This is a genomic window from Miniimonas sp. S16, assembly GCF_057748195.1.
The window spans coordinates 1,156,705-1,179,062 of record NZ_CM173242.1 but is presented as its reverse complement, the minus strand read 5'-3'; the positions used below and the strand labels follow the sequence as shown (position 1 = coordinate 1,179,062).

Genomic DNA, 22,358 nt, shown 5'->3' with positions numbered 1-22,358 from the left:
GTCTCCTGATCAGGTCACCGAGGTGGGCCGGACGGTGCCGGCCGCGCTTCCCAGCGTGGACAATTCAACGGAAGAGCACCGCCGAAGCGGGCCAATTGCTTCGAGAGTCACACGCTGTTCAGCGCGACCGGAACCATCCTGACCAGCCGGTCCCGGACCAGCCAGGTAGACACTCACAGAGCGCCTCGGTCGGACCGTTGGATGTGCCGGGGCGGTCGAAGTAGGCCAGGACGTCGGCGGCGCGCTTCTTCAGGGTTCTTCCGAGCTTCGCGACCTCGACTCACGCCTTCGGAGCACCGGTACCGAGGTCGTTGATCAGCTGGGCCATCGCCTCACGTGCGCGGCTGCCCTCCTCGGTGCGGTAAGCCGCGATCATGCGCTGGTAGACGCCCCCGGTGGCTTCGACCTCGACATGGCCCTCGTCGGCGAACAGCTGGTTGAGCCGGTCGATCTGTCGGTCGGTGAGCAGCCCGGGACCGGTGTGCAGAGTGCGTCGCGACTTGTGGAGCGGGTCGTCCTTGAAGCCGCGGTGGCCGTGGATCGCGAGCTGGACCCGGCGTCGGCACTGGTCGAGTGCGTCGCCGGCCAGGCGGACGACGTGGAAGGGATCCATGACCGCGACCGCGTCGGGGACCTCCTCGGCAGCGGCGGTCTTGAAGCCGGTGAAGCCATCCATCGCGACCACCTCGACCGCATCGCGCCACGCTTCGGGGCGTTCAGCGAGCCAGGTCTTGAAGGCCTGCTTGGAGCGGCCCTCGACCATGTCGAGCAGCCTCGCGGGGCCGGTGCCGTCGCGGACAGGGGTGACGTCGATGATCACGGTCACGTACTTGTCGCCACGCCTGGTGTGACGCCACACGTGCTCGTCGACGCCGATCACCGCGACGCCGTCGAACCTGTTCTCATCCTCGATCAGGACGCGCTTGCCTTCGGCCAGCACAGCGTCGTTGGCGGTGTTCCACGCGACTCCGAGGCCCTCGGCTACCCGGGCCACGGTCAGATGCTGAACCACGATCCCTTCCAGAGCCCACCGCAGCCCAGTGCGGGTCAGCTTCGCCCGGGGCTCGGCCGCATGGCTGGTGTCTTGGCGCCACACATGCCCGCAGTCGGTGCACTTGTAGCGGCGGATCGAGACCAACAAGGTGGTCGGCCGCCAGCCCAGCGGCACGTGGGCCAGCCGTCGGGTCACGGTGTCGCGCGGTGCGCCCTGGCAGCCGCAACGTCGACACCAGCCCTCGCTGCCGTCATCGGCGTCGAGAACGCGGCAGGCGAGAACGGCGTGGTCGGGGGCGAGGTGTTGCCCGACGACCTCGAGACCGAGGTCATCGAGGTGGCAGAACTTGGTCAGGTCAGGGAGCGCGAAGGTAGCGTCAGGCAAGTCGAGGTCTTCTGGATGTGTGGCGTAGGAACCTCCATCTTCAGGGGACCTCGACGTCTACCCAGCCAGCGCCCCGCCGACGCCCGTCACACCGTCATCTGTGACACTCCTATTGACTGGAGTCAAGCGGCGGCCGTTTCGCGCTGGGGCAGCAGCACTTCGACGATGAGTGGGTAGAGCTGGCGCACGAGGTACCGCTTCAGGCAGCGGATGATCTCCATCTTCGTCTTGCCTTCAGCAGTTCGCCGTTGTGCGTAGTCTCTGGTCTCCTTGTCGTAGCGCAGCCGCACGAGCACGATGTGGTAGAGCGCGGAGTTCGCCTGCCGGTCGCCGGCGCGGTTGAGTCGGTGCCGGTTCGTCTTGCCCGAGGATGCCGGGACTGGACACGCTCCGGCCAGTGCTGCGAACGCGGCTTCTGAACGCAGCCGGTCGGGGTTGTCACCGGCGGTGATCAGTAGCTGTGCGACGGTGTCTCGGCCGCAGCCGAACACGCTCATCAGCTCCGGGGCGTGGTCATCCAGCAGCCGCTGCAGGTGCCCGGCCAGGTCCTCGATCTGCTCGGTCAGTGCCTGCCAGCGCCGGGCCAGCAGCCGCAGGCTGTACGCCGTCGCCTCTGTGGCGGTGACCGGCGCGTGTGTGGGGCGGGAGGCCGCCAGCGCAGCGATCAGCTTGGTGTTCGACATGCCCCGGTAGCGCGAACGCAGTTCTTCTGGAGCCGTGATCAGCATGCCCTTGATCTGGTTGATCGTCGCCGTCCTGGCCGTCAGCGCTGAGGACCGGGACGTGCGCAGTACTCGTAGCGACTCCACCAGCCCGTCGCCGCCCTTGGGTGCGGCGCTGGCTCGGCCCGAGAGCACCGCTTCAGCGGCAGAGTAGGCGTCGAAGGGGTCGCTCTTGCCGCGTAGCCGGCGGTCGAAGCGGTTGGGGCGGTTGACCTCGCTGACCTCGATGCCCGCGCCTCGGATCGCACGACTGACCCCAGCACCGTAGGAGCCGGTGCACTCGATACCTACCTTCACCAGCCCGGGCCAGGACCGCAGAAACTGCAACGCCGCCTGGTAGCCGGCCGCGGTGGCCGAGACCTTCACATCGGCTAGTCGTCGTCCGGCTCCGTCGATCGCCGCGACGTGGTGGGTCTCGGCGTGGGTATCGATGCCGCCGTAGACCTCGATCTGATCTTGCTTCACCATTGGAACTGCGCCCTTCCGTGTTGTCGGGTGCGCAGCCCGGCCGGGCGTCAGTCAGTTCACTATCGGGGATCTCGCCAGACTCCTATCAGGACATGACGGCCCGCCGGGCTGCACTTTCGGGAGTGAGCCGAGCCGGTCGACACGTCGCAGACAGGACAGCCACCAACAAGCAGCGGCGTCAGAAGAGCCGTGAGTCAGACCCGCCCACCAGACCATCCTGCGTCCACCGAGCCGAGACCGCCACGCCCATCAAGGAGCCAGACCAACCGGTCCACGGGATCCATAGTGAAGAGCCGCGAATCGGGCTCGAAGAAGGCTTGCATGACGCACGATGCCCGGCACCGCACGGTCAGCGCTCCAGGTCTTGATCAGACCTTCATGGTTCGGGGATCAGGTGTTGATCCTGGCACGCGAATCTGGTGACTCCATGTCTGCGAGGTCGGGCGAGAGTCCGAGCGTGAGGACGCCCCGATGGACGGATGCACACGACGTGCAGCACAGGATGAGGAGCGAGATCTGTTGAGTACGACGAAGACGAAGATGGTGGCCGTCGCCGGGGCTGCAGCGTTGGTGATCGCGCTGGCTGGGTGTAGTTCGGAACCTGAGTCTGCTGGTGGGCAGGCCTCCCCGACGGCGACGGACTCGCCTGCGACGCAGGAGGCGGTTGTGCATAACGAGGCTGATACCGAGTTCGTGCAGATGATGATCGTGCATCACGAGGGCGCGATCGAGATGGCCGACCTGATCGTGGAGCGAGCCAGCACTGCGCAGGTGCGCGAGCTGGGTGAGCGGATTCGTGATGCCCAGGGACCAGAGATCGAGCAGATGACCGGCTGGCTGGAGGCCTGGGGGGAGGAGCTGCCCTCCGGTATGGACCATGGCGGCATGGACCACGACGGCATGGACATGGGGGGCATGGATCAGCAGGAGGCGATGCAGGCGCTGGCGGACGCCGAGGATGCCGAGGTGGATCGGCTGTTCCTGGAGCTGATGATCGAGCACCACCGGGGGGCCATCGAGATGGCGCAGTCTCAGGTTGAGAACGGTCAGAATGCGGACGCGATCGCGTTGGCGGAGGACATCATTACCGCGCAGGAGGCCGAGATCACCGAGATGGAGCAGATGCTCGACGAGTCCTGGATGTAGAGTTTCGGGTTGCGCCGCAACGCACCAACGTCCCCGGCGACCGCTACGAGCGGTCCCCGGGGACGTTGGTGTGTTGCGGCGAGTTCATCCTGGGGAGGACGGCGCAGGTCGGGGGTCAGCGACGAGAGCCGTTCCAGGATGCGACAGGCACGCTCAGCTCCTGGGGTGCCTGCCGCGCCGGTCGCCCGAGCCGCAGTGGCAGTGGATCGGGTGACGCGCGAACACGGGCCGGGCTCGGGCTCGCCGAGCCCCTGGTTCGCGTGTCCCCGGCTTGCCGTGGGGTCGATCACCGTGGCCGGGTGGTGACCAGCGGGTGGCTTCATCGAATGTTGATCGAACCCCGATCGGTGGCGTGGGGCGGTGCGGTGAACATGGTCTCGACAGCGAACCTCGCGCGGCCACGCGCAGGGGGCGCCCACGAGGAGATCGAAGGATCGGGTGGTTCAGCAATGAGGTACACGCCGCGTATCACGGTGGTATCAGCCCCGGCGTGCCACTTCTGCGAGGACGCCGACCAGGCGTTGCAGGAGTTGGCGCGCGAGTTCGCAATTGCGGTCAGCCACGTCGCGCTCGACAGCGCTGAGGGCAGGCGGCTGGTCGCTGAGCACCGGTCGGCCATGAGCCCACTGGTGTTGCTGGAGGGGGCCTACTTCAGCTCGGGCCGGCTGCCGCGCAAGAAGCTCGCCCGTGCGCTGGCTCGGATGGGCGCGGCCACCCTCTCTCGGGCCGGTTCAGGCGCGTTGGGTGGCGCTGGTGGGAAGTGAGCTGCTGACCACCGGGAGTGTGGTGGCGGCGTTCCTGGCTGGTGGGGTGGCGTTGTTCGCGCCGTGCTGCATCGTGTTCCTGGCACCGAGCTACCTGGCCGGCGCGGTCAAGAACCGGCGATGGCGGTTGTTGCCGTTGACGTTCGTCTTCGCCGCCGGGTTGGGTGTGGTGCTGCTGCCGCTGACCCTGGGAGCCAGCCTGCTGGCCGGTGCCATCGCCCGGTACCACCAGGTGCTGTACTACGCCGGCGGCGCCTTGATGATCGGACTCGCTGTGCTGGCGCTGTCGGGGCGCATGTGGTCGCTGCCGAGCTTCGTGCGTGCACCGGACACGACGCGGGCCGACACCGCGAGCTTCTTCGCTCTGGGGGTGTTCTCGGGCATCGCCTCGGCGTGTTGCGCACCCGTGCTGGTCGGTGTGATGACCCTCTCGGCCCTCTCGGCGACTCCGGCTGGTGGGCTGGTGCTTGGACTGGCCTACGTGTTCGGGATGGTGTTCCCGCTGTTCGTCATGGCCCTGCTGTGGGATGCCGCCAGGCTGGGCGAGCGCACCTTCTGGCGCGCCAAGCCGGTCCGCCTAAGAGTGCGAGGGCACGTGCTGGCCACCAACACGGTCAACCTTGTCGTGGCCGTCGGGTTCATGGTCATGGGCGGAGCGGTCATCGCCTTGGCCAACCAGCCGGGCATGACCGGCGGCACCGAGGCCCAGTCGGCCATCGCTACCTGGCTGACCGAGACGTTCCTGCGCATCCAGCAGTGGGCCGCGCCCATACCTGAGCCCGTTCAGGCGCTGATCCTGTTCGTGGTGGCCGGGGCGTTCATCTGGGCCACGCTCATCGGGCGCCGCAGAGCGCGGCGCACCGGCTCCCTCGACTCCATGGCCGGGCACGGTTCGGCCGCAGAGACAGCTCTCGATCCCGTGGAAGGTCACCCATCCGCAGGCGAGAACCACGGCAGTCCGGTGCCGACCTGCCACGACACGACCAGCACGAGGAACCCGCAATGACCTCTCGATCTGCCACCCGACGAGCCAAGGAGCGCCAGGAGACGATGAGGCACGAGCAGGACACCCGGGCACGCCGCAGGAGGACGGCGCGCCTGAGCATCGTGAGCTTGGTGATCCTGGCGGTCGTCGCATTGGTGGTCATGGCGCTGCTGTCTGCCCGGCCCGAGCAGTCCGACCAGGTGCGCACGGCTCCCGACTTCACCCTCCCCGCCTCCGACGGCACCTCGGTGAGGCTCTCGGACCTGCGCGGCGCGCCGGTGCTGCTCTACTTCAACGAGGGCGCCGGCTGCGACGCCTGCATCGTCCAGATGACAGCGATCGAGGCCGAGCCGGGCTTCGCCGACGCCGGCATCACCGTCCTGCCGATCGTGATGAACACCGCAGAGCAGATCAACGCCGAACGCGAACGCCTCGGAGCCACCAGCGCGTTCCTGCTCGACGACGGCGCCGTCTCCGCCGAGTACGACACGCTCGGCACCGGCATGCACGAGGGCCTGCCCGGGCACGGATTCGTCCTCATCGACGCAGACGGCCAGCAGGTCTGGTCCGGCGACTATCCCTCGATGTGGATCGACGCCGACGACCTGCTGGGCATCGCCCTCGACAACCTCTAGCCCACCCATCCCCACACGCCCACGATCCACGGAGGACACGATGACCACCTGCTGCCGCGATAGTGCACCCGACCGAACGGCCGCTGCAGACCAGAGGTGCTGCGGCGGGCATGCCGCCACGCAGCCGACCACCGGGCACGAAGCCTGCTGCACGGTTCCTGAGACCGACAGCCGCCTCAGCGACGCTGCCGACCGAACACCCCGATAGGCGACCAGCCCACCACAGGAGCGCACCATGCGACCGATCCTCTTCTCCGTCCTCGGCCTGGACATCCAGACCTACGGCCTCAGCAAGGCGCTGGCGGCGCTGCTGGGCGCCTTCCTGCTCGGACGGGCCTTCCAGCGCCTGGGCCTGAAGAAGGACGACGCTCACGCCCTGGTGCTGTGGGCGACGGTCTGGGGGTTCGTTGGCGCGAAGATCTACCACCTGCTGGAGAACCTGCCGAACCTCACCTGGCACCACTTCGGCGGCACCGGGTTCACCTGGTACGGCGGGCTCCTGGCCGGCCTCGCCGCCGCGCTCGTGCTCATCCGCCGTCGACACCTACCTCTGGCCGTGGTCGCCGATGCAGCGGCGATCCCGTTGACCCTGGCTTACGGGGTCGGCCGGCTGGGGTGCTGGTTCTCCGGCGACGGCACTTACGGGCGACCCACCACACTGCCGTGGGGCATGACGGTCTCCGATGGCACGGTTCCCACCGACGTGCCCGTGCACCCCACACCCCTGTACGAAGCACTTGCGGCCGTCCTGATCGCTGCTGTGCTGTGGCGGGTGGCCCGCCGGCGACAGCCGCCCCTGACGATCTTCGCCGGCTATCTGATCCTCAGCGGTGGTGCACGGTTCGCGGTCGAGTTCCTGCGCATCAACGAGCCCGCGCTCTTCGGTTTGACGCAGCCACAGCTGTGGTCGATCACCAGCATGCTCGCCGGTGCTGTCCTGGTCGTCATGGTCCGCCGACGCCACCTGCAGGGCAGCAGTGCGCCACCCCGCCTCGCAGCACGCGACCGGTCACTGGCGCCACCCGCGGTGTCGTCCTCGACCCCTTCCTGACTCAGCCGATGCGCCGGCCCGGCAGGAGTCCGCAGCAACGACACGCGTCCACGGGCCCAGCGAGCAAGCCAGGTGCGCCCTCAGGCTCGCGACCCATTCGTCCGTTGCCGTTTCCCACCCGTGGCACCGACGAACAGGCCCACGCTGATGGCCACTTTGTCGGGGTGAGCAGAGACACTGGTAGGCATGAACACTTCCACTTCCGATAGTCGCCGTGCTCTCGTCGTCGACGATGAGCAGCCGCTGGCGCGTGTGCTGGCCGGCTACTTGGAGCGGGAGGGGTTCGAGGTCGACCTGGCCTTTGACGGGCCCTCCGCAGTGGAGCTGGCCCGGCAGGGTGATCCACTGGTGATCATTCTCGACCTGGGCCTACCGGGCCTGGACGGGGTGGAGGTCTGCCGCCAGATCCGCACCTTCTCAGACTGCTACATCCTCATGCTCACCGCCCGCGCCGAGGAGATCGATACGTTGATCGGGTTGTCGGTCGGGGCTGATGACTACATGACCAAACCGTTCAGCACTCGTGAGCTGATCGCCCGGGTCGGGGTGATGATGCGCCGACCCCGCACCGCACCGGCTGCGGCGGCGCTGGCGGAGCGGCTGGTCTTTGGCGGGTTGAGCATCGATCAGTCGGGACGTGAGGTTCATTTGGACGGCGAGCCGGTGGCGCTGACACGCACCGAGTTCGACGTGCTGGCGGCCCTGGCGGCCCATCCGCGACAAGTCTTCACCCGCCAGGCGTTGATCAACGCAGTCTGGGGTGCGGACTGGGTGGGCGATGAGCATCTGGTGGACGTGCACATCCTGCACGTGCGGCAGAAGCTGGGCGACAGCGCCAAGGAGCAGAAGTACGTGCGCACGGTGCGCGGCGTCGGGTACCGGATGGGCACAGGCCAATGACTGCGCGGAGCCGGTCGGCGGCGTCGGGGCGCGCGGGTGGGATCGCTGCGCGCCTGATCATCGCGATGGCGCTGGTGATCATCGCCGGAGGCATCACGGCACTGCTGATCGCCGCCCTGGTGGGGCCGGTGTTCTTCCACCACCACCTGATCGAGGTGGAGAACTCGCCCGGGACGACGTTCGAGCATGCCGAGGCCGCCTTCATCTCGGCCAGCACGCTGACCCTGGCCATCGCTCTGGGAGCCTCGGCGCTGACCTCGTTGGCCGTCAGCCTGATCTTGGCCCGCCGCATCGGTGCCTCGCTGGGCACCATGTCCACTGCTGCGGCTCAGGTGGCCGCGGGCCGATTCCAGGCCCGCGTGGCACGGCCGCGGGTGGGTGCGGAGTTCGATGAGCTGGCCGACGCCTTCAACGACATGGCCACCCGCCTGGACCGTGACGAGGACCTGCGGCGGCGGCTGATGGCCGATGTGGCGCATGAGCTGCGCACCCCGGTCACCACGATCTCCGCGACCGTGGACGCCCTGGAAGACGGGGTGCAGCAGCTGGACCCGCAGACCGTCGAGGTGCTGCGCACCCAAGCTTCTCGGCTGACCCGCCTGGCCGCCGATCTCGCCGCCGTGACCCGGGCCGAGACCGGCGCCCTGCACCTGGACCGGCAACCCATGACCCCGCAGGAGGTGCTGGAGGTGGCGGCCGAGTCCGCCCGTGACCGCTACACCGCCGCCGGCGTCGAGCTGGTCGTCGAGGCCAGCACACACCTGCCCGAGGTCTGGGTGGACGCCGATCGGTTTGGGCAGGTGCTGGCCAACCTGCTGGACAACGCGCTGCGCCACACCCCGACCGGTGGCCGGGTCGGCCTGGGCGCGAGCCGGCACGGCGACGGCGTGCGGGTGGTGGTCGCCGATACCGGTGAGGGTATCGACGGTGTCCATCTGCCCCACGTATTCGAGCGGTTCTACCGGGTCGATACCGCCCGCGACCGTGACCACGGCGGCTCCGGTATCGGGTTGAGCATCACACGGGCGCTCGTGCACGCCCACGGCGGCACGATCACCGCCCACAGCGCCGGAGTGGGCACCGGGACCCGGTTCGTCATCGACCTGCCCGCAGCAGCGACCGTGGCTGATCTGCCCACCGCTGATCTTCAGTGAGACTTCATCAAGCGACCGCCTCTTCTTGATCCCCCTGGCCCAGGCTGGAACCAAGCCACCGGTGGCACACACCGGGGTCAGCGCAAGGAGACCGTGATGGGACTGTGGTGCAACCAGATGGGCGTCGCCGGCTGGGCCGCCATGATCGCCCTGTGGGTCGGGTTGCTGGTGGTCGTCGTCTGGGCCGTGTCTCGGATGTTCCCCACCCCCCGCCGACGGCCCGATCCCAGCCTCGACCCGCAGGCACTCCTGGATGCCCGCCTCGCCGCGGGCGAGGTCGACCCCGAGACCTACCGGTCGCTGCGCTCCCAGCTGGCCGACCCCTCCCACCTGGCCGACTCCGCGCCGGTCACCACGAAAGGACCACGATGAAACACCACCTCAAGCACATGGCCATCGGCGCGGTCGTCATCCTCGCCGTGTTGCTGGCCTTCGGCGTCAACCTGGGCCAGGCCCTGCCGTATGCGATCCTGCTGGCCTGCCCCTTGGGGATGGTCGCGATGATGTTCTTCATGAACCGCCAAGGCGGCCACAACCACGGCGACGCCACCGGCCAGGACCCGGGGCACGAGCACGTCACGCCGACCCGCGAGGACCACGAACGCATCCCCTGAGACCGACCCTCGACCCAGGCGTCGGCCCTTCCGTTCTGGCCGGCGCGGGCGTGCCCCCGCTGATCCCCCTGCAGCGCACACGCCCGCGCCGGCCTCGTCATTCCTGCACACCGCAGACGGCACGGGGTCACGCACAGCGGGCGTCTTCATCGAACTTGCATCGATCCATCAGGGCAGTACAGGTTCCGCCCGCCTACTGTGGGAGATACCCCCACCGGGTATCGGCGGGGTTCGAGCCATCTGGCCCAACAGGAAGGAGCGAGGTCATGGGAATCCTCGCCACGCTGGCCGCGGCCCTGGTGCTGACGGCCCTGATCGGCTGGTACTTCTTCGGCCCGAAGAAGTCCCGCCGCGCACAGGTCGATGGCGGTGTGCAGGTCGTGACCGTCTCGGTCAAGGGCGGCTACAGCCCCGACGTCATCGAGGTCGTCCAGGGCGTCCCGGTGCGGATGGTCTTCGACCGTCAGGAGTCCGGGGACTGCTCCTCCCGGGTGGTCTTCCCCGACTTCAAGGTCAACCAGTCCCTGCCCGCCTACGCCACCACGGCCGTGGACTTCACCCCCCAGGAGGTCGGTGAGTACGGCTTCGCCTGCGGGATGAACATGCTGCACGGCAAGGTCCGAGTGGTCTCCGGCACCGCTGCCGCTGGTGGTGCCGACTCGGGTGCTGCGGCAGCCTCGAACCCACCCACCGGTGGTGGCGTGATCGCACCCCCACGCCCGACCGAGGAGATCGCGCCGGTGACGGGCGCTTCGCACGAGCACCAGAGCGGGGGCGAGACTGCCACCACCGCGGTGGGTGGTCCGGTGGCGCTGCATGTGGCCGAGGACGAGTCGGTCGACGCCGAAGCCGCCGAGCGCGCGAGCGAGATCGCCGATCTGCGTCGGCGAGTGATCATCGGCGCGGTGCTGACCTTCCCGGTGCTGGTGGCGGTGATGGCCCATGAGCTGTTCGGGGCGATGTGGCCCGGGGTGCTGCTGGAGCCGTGGCTGCAGCTGCTGCTGATCGCCCCGGTCATGGTCTACACCGGCTGGCCGATCCACCGCACCGGGTGGCTGGCGCTCTCGCACCGCACCGCCGAGATGAACTCCCTGATCACCCTCGGCACGATCGCCGCCTTCGGGTTCAGCCTGGTGGCCACCTTCGTCCCGGACGTGCTGCCCGCCGATGCCCAAGAGGTCTACTACGAGGCCGTCGGGGTCATCTTGACGCTGATCCTGCTGGGCCGGCTGCTGGAGACGAAGGCCAAGGCCGGAACCGGTGAGGCCATCCGGGCCCTGATCGGCCTGCAGCCACGCACCGCGCGGGTCATCCGCGCCGGTGAGGAGCTGGAGATCGGCGTCGGTGACGTCCAGGTCGGTGACGTGATCGCGATCCGCCCCGGAGAGAAGCTGCCCGTGGACGGCGAGGTCAGCGAGGGCACCTCGGCGATCGATGAGTCGATGGTCACCGGCGAACCGATCCCGGTCCTCAAGGCCGCCGGGGACACCGTCATCGGTGCCACGATCAACCAGACGGGGGCGTTCCGCTACGTGGCCACGAAGGTCGGCGCGGACACCATGCTCGCCCAGATCATCCGCCTGGTCCGCGAGGCCCAGGGCTCCAAGGCCCCGATCCAGCGCCTGGTCGACAACGTCTCCAGCTACTTCGTGCCCGCCGTGATCGTGATCGCGGTCTGGACCTTCGCGATCTGGTCCCTGGTCGGCCCCCCGCCGGCCGGGATCTTCGCGCTGGTCGCCGCGGTCGCGGTGCTGATCATCGCCTGCCCCTGCGCCCTTGGCCTGGCCACCCCGCTGTCGATCACCGTCGGTACCGGCAAGGGCGCCACGCACGGCATCCTGATCCGCTCCGCCGAGGCCCTGGAGACCGCCCACAAGCTCACCACCGTGGTCCTGGACAAGACCGGCACCATCACCAAGGGCGCCCCGTCGCTGACCGATGTGCTACCGGCTGACGGGTTCGACGACACCGAGCTGCTGGCCCTGGTCGCCGCCGCCGAACGCGACTCCGAGCACCCGCTCGCGGCCGCGATCGTGGCCGGCGCCACCAACACCGGGCACGCCCTGGGCACACCACAGGAGTTCACCTCGATCACCGGTCAGGGCGTGCGTGCCCTCGTCGAGGGCCGCCAGGTGCTGGTCGGCAACAAGCGTCTCCTCACCGGCGCAGGCATCGACCCCACACCCCTGAGCGGCGACCTCGAACGTCTCGCCCGAGACGGCAAGACACCCATGCTCGCCGCTGTGGACGGTCGCCCGGCCGGAGTGATCGGCGTGGCCGACACCCTCAAGGACGGCTCGATCGAGGCGATCGCCGCCCTGCAGGCGCGCGGGCTGGACGTGGTGATGATGACCGGCGACAACCGCGACACCGCCGCAGCCATCGCGCGCCAGGTCGGCATCACCCGGGTCCTGGCCGAGGTCATGCCCGAGCACAAGGCCGCAGAGGTCAAGCGCCTGCAAGCCGAGGGCGGGATCGTGGGGATGGTGGGCGATGGCATCAACGACGCCCCCGCCCTGGCCCAGGCCGACGTCGGCTCGGCCATCGGCACCGGCACCGACGTCGCCATCGAGTCCTCCGACATCACCCTGATCTCGGGGAACCTGTCCGGCCTGGTCACCGCCGTGGACCTATCCCGAGCCACCATGCGCAACATCCGACAGAACCTCGGCTTCGCCTTCGGCTACAACGCCCTGGGCATCCCCATCGCCGCCGGAGCCCTCTACTCCGCCTTCGGGCTGCTGCTCAGCCCGATCATCGCCGCCCTGGCCATGGCGCTGTCCTCACTGTCGGTCGTCGCCAACTCCAACCGGCTGCGCCGCTTCAACCCCGCCCCCGTGCCCGCGGCCATCACGACACCGGCCACTACTACCGAACAACCGGTGGTCGAGCTCGGAGGGGACCACCACCACGACGAGAACACCAACGACGACAAGGAAGAGACCGCCATGACCCACCACCACGAGGCCGCCTCGCACCACAACGCCACCGTGACCGACCCGGTGTGCGGGATGAGCATCGACCCGGCCACCGCCGCAGCCACCCGTGAGCACGACGGCGTCACGTTCTCCTTCTGCTCCGAGCACTGCGCAGCCACCTTCGACGCCGACCCCCACCGCTACGGCCACCCCGCCCACTAGCGCCACCGCCAACCACGTGGCCAGGGCACACACACAAGGCGACCGGCCCGCACCAGGAAGGACGGCCATGACCACCACCGGAACCGACCGCGACGCCCTGCACCGCCGGCTGCACCGGATCGAAGGACAGGTCCGCGGCATCGAGCGCATGGTCGAACAAGACGCCTACTGCATCGACGTCCTCACCCAGGTCGCCGCCGCCTCACGCGCCCTGCAATCGGTGGCCCTGCTGCTGCTCGATGACCACCTGCACCACTGCCTCACCGAGGCCGCCCAAGCAGGGCCGAACCTGCACACCCAGAACGTCACCGAGGCCTCCCAGGCCATCGCACGCCTCGTGCGCAGCTAGGCCACCCCCACCACCATCGCCCCTGACCCGCCGGACCCGTTCGGTGGCGCACCGCTGCGGCCTCGAACCGGCCCACGACCACCCACGGAGACCGACATGCCGCACCCGGCACGAAGGACGCGACACGCCCACCACCACCGGCAGCCGTGCCCGCTCCCGCCTCGCGTTCGCCGGCACAGGCGGCAGTGATGGACCGGAAGGACGCCCCGGGCACAGCACGCACCATGCCCGCCGGCCCCCGCGGGGGGCCGCTGCGCCGGTTCGTCGCCATGGAGAACTCCGGGGCGATCGTGCTCATCGTGGCCACCATCGCCGCCGTGGCGTGGGCCAACTCCCCGTGGGCCAGCACCTACGAGGCACTGTGGACCACCCAGCTGGGCCTCCAGGCCGGAACCTGGGAGCTGTCCCACAGCCTGCGCGACTGGGTCAACGAAGGACTGATGGCACTGTTCTTCTTCGTCGCCGGGCTGGAGATCCGCCGCGAGTTCGACATGGGCGAGCTGCGCGAGCGGCGACGTCTGGCGGCCCCAGTGATCGCCGCGGTCGGCGGCATGATCGTGCCCGCACTGCTCTACCTGGCCATCAACGCCGGGGCGGACTCGATGCGCGGCTGGGGCATCGTGGTCGGCACCGACACCGCCTTCGCACTCGGTGTCCTGTCGCTCTCGCGTGGGGTGTCCTGAAGCGCCCCGGGTTTCGTGGAGGCTCGGTTGTCTGGAACCGGCTCCGACGGGAACCTGTTCTCCAACGTAGCTGACGGGCTTGTGGGATGCCCAGTGGGCGGCCTCGAACTCGGCGGGCGGGACGTGTCCGATCTGGCCGTGCAGGCGCCGGTGGTTGTACCAGTCGACGTATTCGGCGACCGCGATCTCGACGTCGCGGACCGACGCCCACCCGCCCTTGGGGCGCATGACCGGGTTGCGGATGCACTCGGCCTTGAACAACGAGTTCAGCGCCTCGGCCATCGCGTTGATGCTCCTATAGCTCGTCAAGTCGATCAGGCCGCGATTTCGAGCTCTCCATTAACGGGCTTGGCGATGGCGTCCGGGGCCGGCAGCAGGCGGAAGAGCTCGCGAGCGAGGTACCGCTTCAGGCACCGGATGATCTCCCGCTTCGACATGCCCTCGGCGGTGCGACGGGCCACGTAGTCGATCGTCGGCTGATGCCAGCGCATGCGCACGATGACCACGCGATACAGCGCGGCGTTGGCCTGCCGGTTCCCGCCGCGGTATAGACGGTGCCGGCTGTTGGTCTTGCCGGATCCAGCCGGGATCGGGCACGCGCCACACATCTTGGCAAACGCTGCCTCGGACTTGATCCGGTTGGTGTTGTCGCCGGCGGTGATCAGCATCTGTGCCGCAGTGTCGTAGCCGACGCCGACGGCCTCGACGAGCTGGGGCGCAGCGGCCGCAGTGAGTGCCTTCAGTGATGCGGCGTGAGCCTTGGCCTCCTCGTGCAGCGCCAGCCAACGCTTCGCCATCGAGGACAGCACGTGTCGCATCGCCACATCCGGGTCGCCCGGGACAACAACGGCAGGTGCGCCACGGCGCACGGGCGGCAGTGGAGTCGGACCCTCCAGCGCCGCGCACGCGAGGATCAGCTTGTGGTCGGTGAGCGTCTCCAGCTCCGCCCGCAACGCCTCGCTCCCGGTCGCGAGGGTCGCCTTGAGCGTGATCATCGCGGTTGTCCGCGCTTGAACGGCACCGTCGTAGGCGATCTTGACCAGCCTGATCGTTTCGACCGCGCCGTCGGCGGTCTTGGGTGTCGACAGCCCGTGCCCAGCCAGGAGCTGGCGTGCAGCGTGCTCGGCATCGATGGTGTCGTTCTTCCCTGCGAGTCGACGTTCCGCGGCCCGTGCTGGGCGGGCGATCTCGTGGACGTCGTGACCGTGGTTGCGCAGGTAGCGCGCCAAGCCGACCCCGTAGGAGCCGGTGCCCTCGACGCCGAACCCGATCAGCCGACCGGCCGACCCGACGAAGGCCAGACAGAAGGCGAGGAGCTCCTCAAACCCGGCGATGGTGGTGGGCACGACGATGTCGCCGAGCCGGCCGCCAAAGCCGTCGATCGCGACCGCTACGTGGTTGTCCTTGTGGGTGTCGACGCCGACGATGACATCGTCACGCCGAAGCTGCATGCTGGGCATCGGGCTGTGGATCCTCTCTCGCACTTTCCGGGCGGGCTGTCCATGGCTCAGCTGGCCGGAGTGGGCGGACAGGACTGCGATGAGGCCCTGGTCGAGTCAGGCTCCTATCAGGTCACTGCCCACCCGGCCAGCAGCCTGGTGAACGCCACCACCCGGGGCCGACACGTCAACGCGAGGGCACCCGCAGGGCCGGTCATAAGCAAGGGTCAGACCCCAGATGGTGGCGCAGTCACGATGCTCGCAGTCGTAGCTGTCACCGACCGTTCCGACGGACGCGACCGCGTCGGCTTCGGCGAGGCGCTCGGTGTAGCGAATCGCACGGTATTGAACTCCGGCATCGCTGGGGTCTGCTGCACGGTGAGGTGACAGGGTGGGTCAGGCGGCGAGTGCTGCCTGGGTGGTGATGATGGTCTCGTACTCGATCGGGGTCAATCGGCCGAGTCGGGGTTGGCGTCGACGCCGGTGGTAGGTGCGCTCGATCCAGGTGATGATGGCCAGCCGGAGCTCCTCGCGGGTGGCCCATCGGCGGCGGTCCAGGACGTTCTTCTGCAGCAGGCTGAAGAAGGACTCCATCGCGGCGTTGTCGCCGGCGGAGGCGACCTGGCCCATCGAGCCGAGCAGGTCGTGCTCGGCCAGAGCGCGTAGGAACTTCCTGGATCGGAACTGACTACCTCGATCGCTGTGCACGATGCAGCCAGTGACCTCACCGGGTCCGCGTCGGGCGAGCGCGCAGGCCAGGGCGTCCACGGCCAGACGGGCTTTCATGCGCTCGTCCATGGAGTAGCCACGATCCGGCCCGAGCAGACGTCCTTGATCGCGCACAGGTAGAGCTTGCCCTCGCTCGTGTGGTGCTCGGTGATGTCGGTGAGCCACAGCTCGTTAAGCGTCTCGGCGGAGAAGTTGCGCTGTACCCGGTCCTCGTGCGCGGGCGGTCCGGGCTTCTTCCCGTTCCTGGCGCGCTTCCTGCCGAACACGCTCCACCAGCCGTTCTCCGAGCAGCGTCGCCACACCGTGCGGTCGCAGGCCTTCTCACCCGCCAGGGCCGCCTCGTCGGCCAGGAGCCGGTGCCCGAACTCCGGGTCATCGCGGTGGGCGTCGAACAGGGCATTCGCGAGGTAGGCCTGGTGCAGGTCCCGAGCGGTCACGGGATCGGCCAGCCACCGGTAGTAGGCGGCTCTGGTGAGATTCAGCACCCGGCAGGTCACCGTGACGGGAATCTCGTCAGCGGCAAGGTCACGGACCAGCGGGTACATCATTTTCCCGGCAGATGAACCTGAGCGAAGTACGCCGCAGCGCGGCGCAGAACCTCGTTCTCCTGCTCCAGCAGCCGGTTGCGACGCTTCAGATCCCGCAGTTCCACCGACTCCAACTTCGTCACCCCCAGCCGGGCGCCGTCCTCCACGTCGGCCTGCTGCAGCCAGTTTCGTAGGCACGACTCGGAGATCCCGAAGTCCTTCGCGATCTGTGCGATCGGAGCATCCCCGCGGCGAGCCACGGCCACGACATCGTCGCGGAACTCCTTCGGATGAGGTCTGGGCACGATCGACATCCTTCCAGTGGCACCCCACGGCACCACACATCAGGTGTCACCCATCCGTGCAGCAGTCCCCGGTCTCCTCTGTGCACCGGCTGCTGACCAACCCCTACTACAAGGGCGATGTCGTCTACCGCGGCACCCGCTATAGAGGCGCCCACCCCGTCCTCGTCCCTCCCGAGGTCTGGTACCAGGTCCAGTCGGTGCTCACCGCGCACAAGACAGCCGCCGAGGCCACCCAGGTCCACGACCACTACCTCAAAGGCACCATCCACTGCGGACAGTGCGGGTCACGGCTCATCGTGTCCAACGCGAAGAACCGCCACGGGAAGGTCTACTGCTACTTCGTGTGCTCGGGCAGGCACTCCAAGCGCACCGACTGCACCCGACAAGCGATGCTCATCGAAGACGTGGAGAAGCTGATCGAGGACTACTACACCCGCGTGCAGATCAGCCCCGCCCAGCGCGATGCCCTGTCGGGGATGCTCCACCACGAGTTCGACCGGCTCATGGCCGCCGAGACCGATGAACTCGACCGCCTCACCAAGCACCGTGACCGGCTCGAACACGAACAAGACCGGCTCATGCAGGCCCACTACGCCGATGCGATCCCGCTGCCTGTGCTCCGACGAGAGCAGGACCGCATCCTCGGAGAACTCGACGGCGTGAACCGGCGTATCGACGCCCACCACGGCGACTATGCCGACGCCCGCGCCCACCTCAACGATGCGCTGAACCTGCTGACCGACTGCGCCGACATCTACCGTCGGTGCGACGACGCGAACCGCCGCCTGTGCAACCAGGCCTTCTTCACCAAGGTCTACATCGACGAAGACGACCAACTACGCGTCGAGAACAGCCGGCCCTTCGAGATGCTGCTCGACCCCGAGGTCAACGCCAACGCCCTCAACTGGACTCAGAACGGCAACAAGGCCCGAACCCCGGCCAACGATTCTGTTGGCAAGGGTTCGAGCCTTGTGCGCGGGGTGGAGCAGAAGGGACTCGAACCCTCAACCCCCTCGATGCGACCGAGGTGCGCTACCAATTGCGCTACTGCCCCGTGACTCCTGCGAGCCACGCTCCTCCAGTCTCCCGGAGGCGCCAGGAAACCCTAGCACCGGATCGCGGCTGCGCCGAATCGGCGGGCTCCCGCCCGGCCGCCCGGCGCGCCGACGAGCACCCACCCGCAACCCGCCGAGCCGACCCACCGCCGAACGCAACCCCTACCGCACGGCCCCGAGCGGCGCCGTCGTGACCGGGTCCTCACCCCGCGCGATGCGCGCGTCGAGCTCGCCGACCAGGGTGCGGCTCGCCGTCGTGCGGTACGAGGAGTCGAGGAGCTCGGCGACCTCGTGCCAGGACGTGAACGAACCCCCGGCGTCGGGGAGGTCGAGGTCCACGCCGGTCCAGCCGGAGGGCCCGAGGTAGGCAGGCTCGAAGGCGCGCGGGTCGTCGGCGAGGGCGCGGGTCTCCTCCGGCGGCAAGTGCACCATGAGGGCGTGGTCGCGGCGCGGACCCGCAGGCTCTCCGCGCACCCCGCCGCCCAGGTAGGCGAACACCGTGCGCGTGCGGAACGAGGGCCGACCGTGCGTCTCCACCTCGATGGCCTCGGGGAAGGCGAGCGCCACCCGCCGCAGCCCGACGAGGACGGGATCGGAGTCGTCGTACATCCGGGGGTGCGGCACGGGACGACCGTGGCCTAGATCCAGCCCACGTGCAACGACTCGTTGTTGTGGAACCACATGTGCGCGTACCAGTAGTCGTACGGGATGGGCGTGCCGGTCCAGATCGGCCAGAAGAACGCGGCCAGCAGCAGTGCGGCGGCCACGACGCCCGCGAACACCCAGCTCCCGGTCCGGCGGCGCTGCACGCTGGCCCCTGGCGGGCCGAGCACGAGGCCGAGCGCGTACGCCAGCGCGAGCACCACGTAGGGCACGAACGCGACGGTGTAGAACGTGAAGATCGTGCGGTTCGAGAACGGCAGGGAGTAGCTGAACCACGGCAGGTACATCGCGACGTAGCCGGCGAGGATCGCCCACGCGCGCCAGTCCCGGTGCCGGACCGCGAACCAGATCACCACGATCAGCGCCGCGGCACCGCCCCACCACACCACCGGGTTGCCGAGCGCGAGGACCGCCTCGACCCAGCGCCCGGACGCCCCGGCGGGCGTGTCGACGTCCTGCCACGCGAACGACGTCGGCCGCATCTGCAGCAGCCAGCCGATCGGGTGGCTGGAGTAGGAGTGCTCGGACTCCAGCGTGGTGTGGAAGTGCCACGCCTGCAGGTGGTACTCCCACCACGAGTTCAGCGCGTCCGGCAGCCACGTGCGCTGCGGCTCGGCCGCCACCGCGTTCACCTCGACCGCCCACTGCCGGTTGTACGCGTTCGTGCTCGCGAACCAGCTCGTCCAGCACGCGACGTAGGTCACGACGGCGATCGGCACCATCGCGAGCGCGCTCGAGATCCCGTCGCGCACCGCGCCTGCGCCGACCCAGAGCCGCACGCCGACCGTGCGGCGGGCGGCGATCGCCCACGCGACGGCAGCGATGCCGAACACGGCGACGGCGTAGATGCCCGACCACTTCACTCCGCACGCGAGGCCGAGCAGCACGCCGGTCGCCACGAGCCACCAGCGCACCCCGAGCCGCGGGCCCCACGGATCCTTGAGCGTGCCGTCGCGCGCGATCGCCTCCGCGGTGCGTGCGGCGAGGATGCGTCGCGTGCGATCTCGGTCGAGCAGGAGCGTGCCGAACGCGGCGAGCACGAACGTGCTCACGAAGATGTCGAGCAGCCCGGTCCGGCTGAGCACGAGATGCATGCCGTCGACGGCGAGCAGCAGTCCCGCGGTCGCGCCCAGCAGGGTGGAGCCGAGCAGGCGGCGGCCGATCCGGATCACGAGGAGCACCGAGATCGTGCCGGCGATCGCGGCCGACAGGCGCCACCCGACGATCGACTCCGGACCGAGCAGCTTCATCCCGATCGCGATGAGCCACTTGCCCAGCGGCGGGTGCACGACGTAGTCACCGTTCGTCGTCAGGCCCGAGAAGTCCCCGCGCGCGAAGGCCGGGTCGGAGTCGTCGACCCAGTCGCCCTCGTAGCCCAGCACGAGCATCGAGTACGCCTGCTTGACGTAGTACGTCTCGTCGAAGATCAGGCGCGCGGGCCGGTCGAGGTTGACCAGGCGCAGCACGGCGGCGAACGCGGTGATGACGAGCGCGACCGTCCAGCCGACCGCGCGGCTGCCCTCGACGCTGCGCACGAGGCGGGGGAGCAGAGCGTCGCGGATCTCGGCGGCGGAGCCGTGCGGGGCGTCGGCGTCGAGCGTGGCGGTGGCCGGCGCTGCGCCGGTGGCGCCGGTGCTGCCGGTTGCCGGGGACCCCGGGGGCGGCTCGTCGACGCCGGGGGATGCGGCCGGCGGGGGTGCACTCACCCGGCGAGTGTAGGTGGGACCACCTCGCCCGCGCGGTGCACGACGGCGGAGCGCTGCGGCCGTGCGCGCACGGCGCATCCGGCGGTGCGTCCGCCGCGTGACGCAGCCGGGATGATGGGGACGTGAACGCGACCGAGGGCGGGGACGAGTCGGTACTCGAGGTCGGGCCGGAGGCGGGGCCCGACGCCGGACTCGGCCGCGCGTCTGACCGTGACGCATTCCTCGCGCCGGGGGCCGACACCGGGCCGGAGCAGGGCCTCGAGCCCGACGCCGAGCTCGACCTGGACGCGGACGTCGAGGCCGAGGCGGCCGAGGAGCTCGAGGCGGAGCTCGACGAACAGCTCGAGGCGGAGTTCGAGTGGCAGGCGAAACCGGACGCGGCGCGCTGGCGCGGACTCGGCAAGGTCGTCCTCGCCGCGACGCCGATCGGCAGCGCGCGTGACGCCACCCAGAACCTGCGCGACCTGCTGGCCGAGGCGGACGTCGTCGCGGCCGAGGACACCCGCACCCTGCGCGAGCTGCTGCGCCGGATCGGTGTGACGCCGTCGGGCACGCTCGTGAGCTACCACGAGCACAACGAGCGCGAGCGGGCCGAGGAACTGGTCGCGCGCGCCGCGGCTGGCGCGACGGTCGCGGTCGTGACGGACGCGGGGATGCCGTCGGTGTCGGACCCGGGCTACCGCGTGACCGTGGCGGCGCACGAGGCGGGCGTGCCCATCACGGCGCTGCCGGGGCCGTCGGCGGTGCTCACGGCGCTCGCGGTGTCGGGCCTGCCGTCCGACCGGTTCAGCTTCGAGGGGTTCGTGCCGCGGCGGCCGGGGGAGCGGCGACGACTGTTCGCCGAGCTCGCGACCGAACGGCGCACCATGGTGCTGTTCTCCTCCCCGCACCGGGTCGCGGACGAGCTGGCCGACCTCGCGGCGGCGTTCGGGGCGACGCGCCCCGCGGCGGTCTGCCGGGAGCTGACGAAGCGCTACGAGGAGGTGCGCCGCGGCGGGCTCGCCGAGCTGGCCGACTGGGCGACGGCGGGCGTGCGCGGCGAGATCACGCTGGTGGTCGGCGGGGCGACGCAGGCCGACGGCGGGCTCGACGGTCGGACGGACGCCTCGGCGCTCGCGGCCCGAGCCCTCGAGCTGGCGGCCGGTGGGCTGCGCCTCAAGGACGCGGCGGCCGTGGTGGCCGAGGGGGCCGGGGTCTCCAAGCGCGAGGTGTACGAGGCGGCGCTCGCCGCTCGTCCCGCGCCCTGACCCCCGTCGGCGCGGGGCCGCTCTCCTATCGCGGTTCTGGTGCGTCTCGGCGCGAGCAAGCGTGGGCGAGCGACGGGCGCGAGGCGAGCTGCGCCGTCGGGCGTCAGTCGACGGCGGTCTCGAGGGCGACGCCGGCGTCGCGCATGACCTCACGCGCCGCCTCGCCCTGCTCCTCGCTGACGGGGACGGTGAGGTCGGTGAAGACGCGGACGGTGAGGCCCTCGTCGAGGGCGTCGAGCGCTGTGCGCAGGACGCAGTGCGACTCGGCGATGCCGACCACGTCGACCTCGTCGATCCCCTCGGCTGCGAGGAGGTCGCCGAGCGCGGTGCCCTCCTCGTCCACGCCCTCGAAGCCCGAGTAGGCGGCGGCGTACTGGCCCTTCTTGACGGAGTAGTCGGGGTCGAGGTCGGCGAGCGCGGGGTGCAGCTCGGCCTCGTCGGTGCCGGCGATGCCGTGCGGCGGCCAGGTGTCGATGAAGTCGGGGTTCTCGGAGAAGTGGGCACCCGGGTCGATGTGCCAGTCCTGCGTCGTGACGACGAGGTCGTAGTCGCCCCGGTTGTCCGCCGCGTACGCCGCGATCGCCTCGGCGACGGCGTTCCCGCCCTCCACCGCGAGGGCGCCTCCTTCGCAGAACGTGGGCTGGACGTCGACGACGATGAGAGCGCGTGCCATGCGCTCCAGGCTATGTGGCGACGAG

19 protein-coding genes, 1 tRNA gene and 4 pseudogenes are annotated in these 22,358 nt (G+C 69.5%); 14 read left to right on the top strand and 10 right to left on the bottom strand.

What is annotated here, in order from left to right:
- Window positions 1-178: 178 nt before the first annotated feature.
- Together AC3AQ1_RS05235 and AC3AQ1_RS05230 are read right to left on the bottom strand one after the other, a co-directional pair.
- Window positions 179-1,378 (bottom strand): annotated as a pseudogene (locus AC3AQ1_RS05235) (ISL3 family transposase); the annotation flags it as partial.
- A gap of 122 nt (window positions 1,379-1,500) precedes the next feature.
- The gene (locus tag AC3AQ1_RS05230) at window positions 1,501-2,568 is read right to left on the bottom strand and encodes an IS110 family RNA-guided transposase (RefSeq protein WP_108718108.1); all 1,068 of its coding nucleotides are present in this window, start codon (window positions 2,566-2,568) and stop codon (window positions 1,501-1,503) included.
- Between the two features lie 519 nt (window positions 2,569-3,087).
- Here AC3AQ1_RS05230 and AC3AQ1_RS05225 point away from each other — a divergent pair.
- From AC3AQ1_RS05225 to AC3AQ1_RS05170, 12 genes are all read left to right on the top strand, one after another.
- Window positions 3,088-3,714, top strand: a complete 627-nt coding sequence (locus AC3AQ1_RS05225; RefSeq protein WP_342777036.1) for a DUF305 domain-containing protein — start codon at window positions 3,088-3,090, stop codon at window positions 3,712-3,714.
- A gap of 299 nt (window positions 3,715-4,013) precedes the next feature.
- Window positions 4,014-4,478, top strand: a complete 465-nt coding sequence (locus AC3AQ1_RS05220) for a thioredoxin domain-containing protein (RefSeq protein ID WP_234417807.1) — start codon at window positions 4,014-4,016, stop codon at window positions 4,476-4,478.
- On the top strand, window positions 4,459-5,484 hold the full coding sequence (locus AC3AQ1_RS05215; RefSeq protein WP_342777037.1) for a cytochrome c biogenesis CcdA family protein: 1,026 nt from the start codon (window positions 4,459-4,461) through the stop codon (window positions 5,482-5,484). The genes AC3AQ1_RS05220 and AC3AQ1_RS05215 overlap by 20 nt, the downstream gene beginning before the upstream one ends.
- Entirely contained in the window at window positions 5,481-6,098 is a 618-nt protein-coding gene (locus tag AC3AQ1_RS05210; protein ID WP_060960852.1) for a peroxiredoxin family protein, read from the top strand. The genes AC3AQ1_RS05215 and AC3AQ1_RS05210 overlap by 4 nt, the downstream gene beginning before the upstream one ends.
- A 235-nt stretch (window positions 6,099-6,333) precedes the next feature.
- Window positions 6,334-7,149: a prolipoprotein diacylglyceryl transferase gene (locus AC3AQ1_RS05205; protein WP_108718105.1), complete on the top strand. Its 816-nt coding sequence runs from the start codon at window positions 6,334-6,336 to the stop codon at window positions 7,147-7,149.
- A 186-nt stretch (window positions 7,150-7,335) separates the two neighbouring features.
- Window positions 7,336-8,049, top strand: coding sequence for a response regulator transcription factor (locus AC3AQ1_RS05200; RefSeq protein ID WP_108718104.1), 714 nt, complete (start codon window positions 7,336-7,338; stop codon window positions 8,047-8,049).
- Window positions 8,050-8,114: 65 nt separating this feature from the next.
- Entirely contained in the window at window positions 8,115-9,203 is a 1,089-nt protein-coding gene (locus AC3AQ1_RS05195; RefSeq protein ID WP_234417806.1) for a sensor histidine kinase, read from the top strand.
- Window positions 9,204-9,299: 96 nt separating this feature from the next.
- On the top strand, window positions 9,300-9,575 hold the full coding sequence (locus AC3AQ1_RS05190) for a hypothetical protein (RefSeq protein WP_199916530.1): 276 nt from the start codon (window positions 9,300-9,302) through the stop codon (window positions 9,573-9,575).
- Window positions 9,572-9,817: a DUF2933 domain-containing protein gene (locus tag AC3AQ1_RS05185; RefSeq protein ID WP_108718102.1), complete on the top strand. Its 246-nt coding sequence runs from the start codon at window positions 9,572-9,574 to the stop codon at window positions 9,815-9,817. Before AC3AQ1_RS05190 ends, AC3AQ1_RS05185 begins: the two co-directional genes overlap by 4 nt.
- Before the next feature lie 266 nt (window positions 9,818-10,083).
- Window positions 10,084-12,957 carry a heavy metal translocating P-type ATPase gene (locus AC3AQ1_RS05180; RefSeq protein WP_108718101.1) on the top strand — a complete coding sequence of 958 codons (2,874 nt, stop codon included), beginning with the start codon at window positions 10,084-10,086 and terminating at the stop codon, window positions 12,955-12,957.
- A gap of 67 nt (window positions 12,958-13,024) precedes the next feature.
- Window positions 13,025-13,306 carry a metal-sensitive transcriptional regulator gene (locus AC3AQ1_RS05175; RefSeq protein WP_108718100.1) on the top strand — a complete coding sequence of 94 codons (282 nt, stop codon included), beginning with the start codon at window positions 13,025-13,027 and terminating at the stop codon, window positions 13,304-13,306.
- A 188-nt stretch (window positions 13,307-13,494) separates the two neighbouring features.
- On the top strand, window positions 13,495-13,989 hold the full coding sequence (locus AC3AQ1_RS05170) for a Na+/H+ antiporter NhaA (protein ID WP_108718099.1): 495 nt from the start codon (window positions 13,495-13,497) through the stop codon (window positions 13,987-13,989).
- A 162-nt stretch (window positions 13,990-14,151) separates the two neighbouring features.
- Here the strand turns inward: AC3AQ1_RS05170 and AC3AQ1_RS05165 are convergent.
- From AC3AQ1_RS05165 to AC3AQ1_RS05155, 3 genes and pseudogenes are all read right to left on the bottom strand, one after another.
- Window positions 14,152-14,217 (bottom strand): annotated as a pseudogene (locus AC3AQ1_RS05165) (hypothetical protein); the annotation flags it as partial.
- An 86-nt stretch (window positions 14,218-14,303) separates the two neighbouring features.
- Window positions 14,304-15,449: an IS110 family RNA-guided transposase gene (locus AC3AQ1_RS05160; protein WP_108718098.1), complete on the bottom strand. Its 1,146-nt coding sequence runs from the start codon at window positions 15,447-15,449 to the stop codon at window positions 14,304-14,306.
- A 375-nt stretch (window positions 15,450-15,824) separates the two neighbouring features.
- A pseudogene (locus tag AC3AQ1_RS05155) lies at window positions 15,825-16,989 on the bottom strand (IS3 family transposase).
- Here AC3AQ1_RS05155 and AC3AQ1_RS05150 point away from each other — a divergent pair.
- A pseudogene (locus AC3AQ1_RS05150) lies at window positions 16,914-17,357 on the top strand (recombinase family protein); the annotation flags it as partial. The pseudogenes AC3AQ1_RS05155 and AC3AQ1_RS05150 overlap by 76 nt on opposite strands.
- Here AC3AQ1_RS05150 and AC3AQ1_RS05145 read toward each other — a convergent pair.
- From AC3AQ1_RS05145 to AC3AQ1_RS05130, 4 genes are all read right to left on the bottom strand, one after another.
- Window positions 17,274-17,825, bottom strand: a complete 552-nt coding sequence (locus tag AC3AQ1_RS05145) for a hypothetical protein (RefSeq protein WP_234417804.1) — start codon at window positions 17,823-17,825, stop codon at window positions 17,274-17,276. The pseudogene AC3AQ1_RS05150 and the gene AC3AQ1_RS05145 overlap by 84 nt on opposite strands.
- A 145-nt stretch (window positions 17,826-17,970) precedes the next feature.
- A tRNA-Ala gene (locus AC3AQ1_RS05140) sits at window positions 17,971-18,043 on the bottom strand.
- 163 nt (window positions 18,044-18,206) lie between these two features.
- Complete coding sequence (locus tag AC3AQ1_RS05135; RefSeq protein ID WP_108718097.1) at window positions 18,207-18,668, bottom strand: MmcQ/YjbR family DNA-binding protein; 462 nt, start codon at window positions 18,666-18,668, stop codon at window positions 18,207-18,209.
- A 14-nt stretch (window positions 18,669-18,682) separates the two neighbouring features.
- Window positions 18,683-20,413 (bottom strand): dolichyl-phosphate-mannose--protein mannosyltransferase, encoded by a 1,731-nt coding sequence (locus AC3AQ1_RS05130; protein ID WP_234417802.1) that lies wholly within the window; start codon window positions 20,411-20,413, stop codon window positions 18,683-18,685.
- A gap of 122 nt (window positions 20,414-20,535) precedes the next feature.
- Here AC3AQ1_RS05130 and rsmI point away from each other — a divergent pair, with 122 nt between their 5' ends.
- The gene (rsmI, locus tag AC3AQ1_RS05125; protein WP_370445327.1) at window positions 20,536-21,660 is read left to right on the top strand and encodes a 16S rRNA (cytidine(1402)-2'-O)-methyltransferase; all 1,125 of its coding nucleotides are present in this window, start codon (window positions 20,536-20,538) and stop codon (window positions 21,658-21,660) included.
- Window positions 21,661-21,763: 103 nt separating this feature from the next.
- Here the strand turns inward: rsmI and AC3AQ1_RS05120 are convergent, their stop codons facing one another.
- Window positions 21,764-22,333, bottom strand: a complete 570-nt coding sequence (locus AC3AQ1_RS05120) for an isochorismatase family protein (RefSeq protein WP_108718095.1) — start codon at window positions 22,331-22,333, stop codon at window positions 21,764-21,766.
- Between the last annotated feature and the right edge of the window lie 25 nt (window positions 22,334-22,358).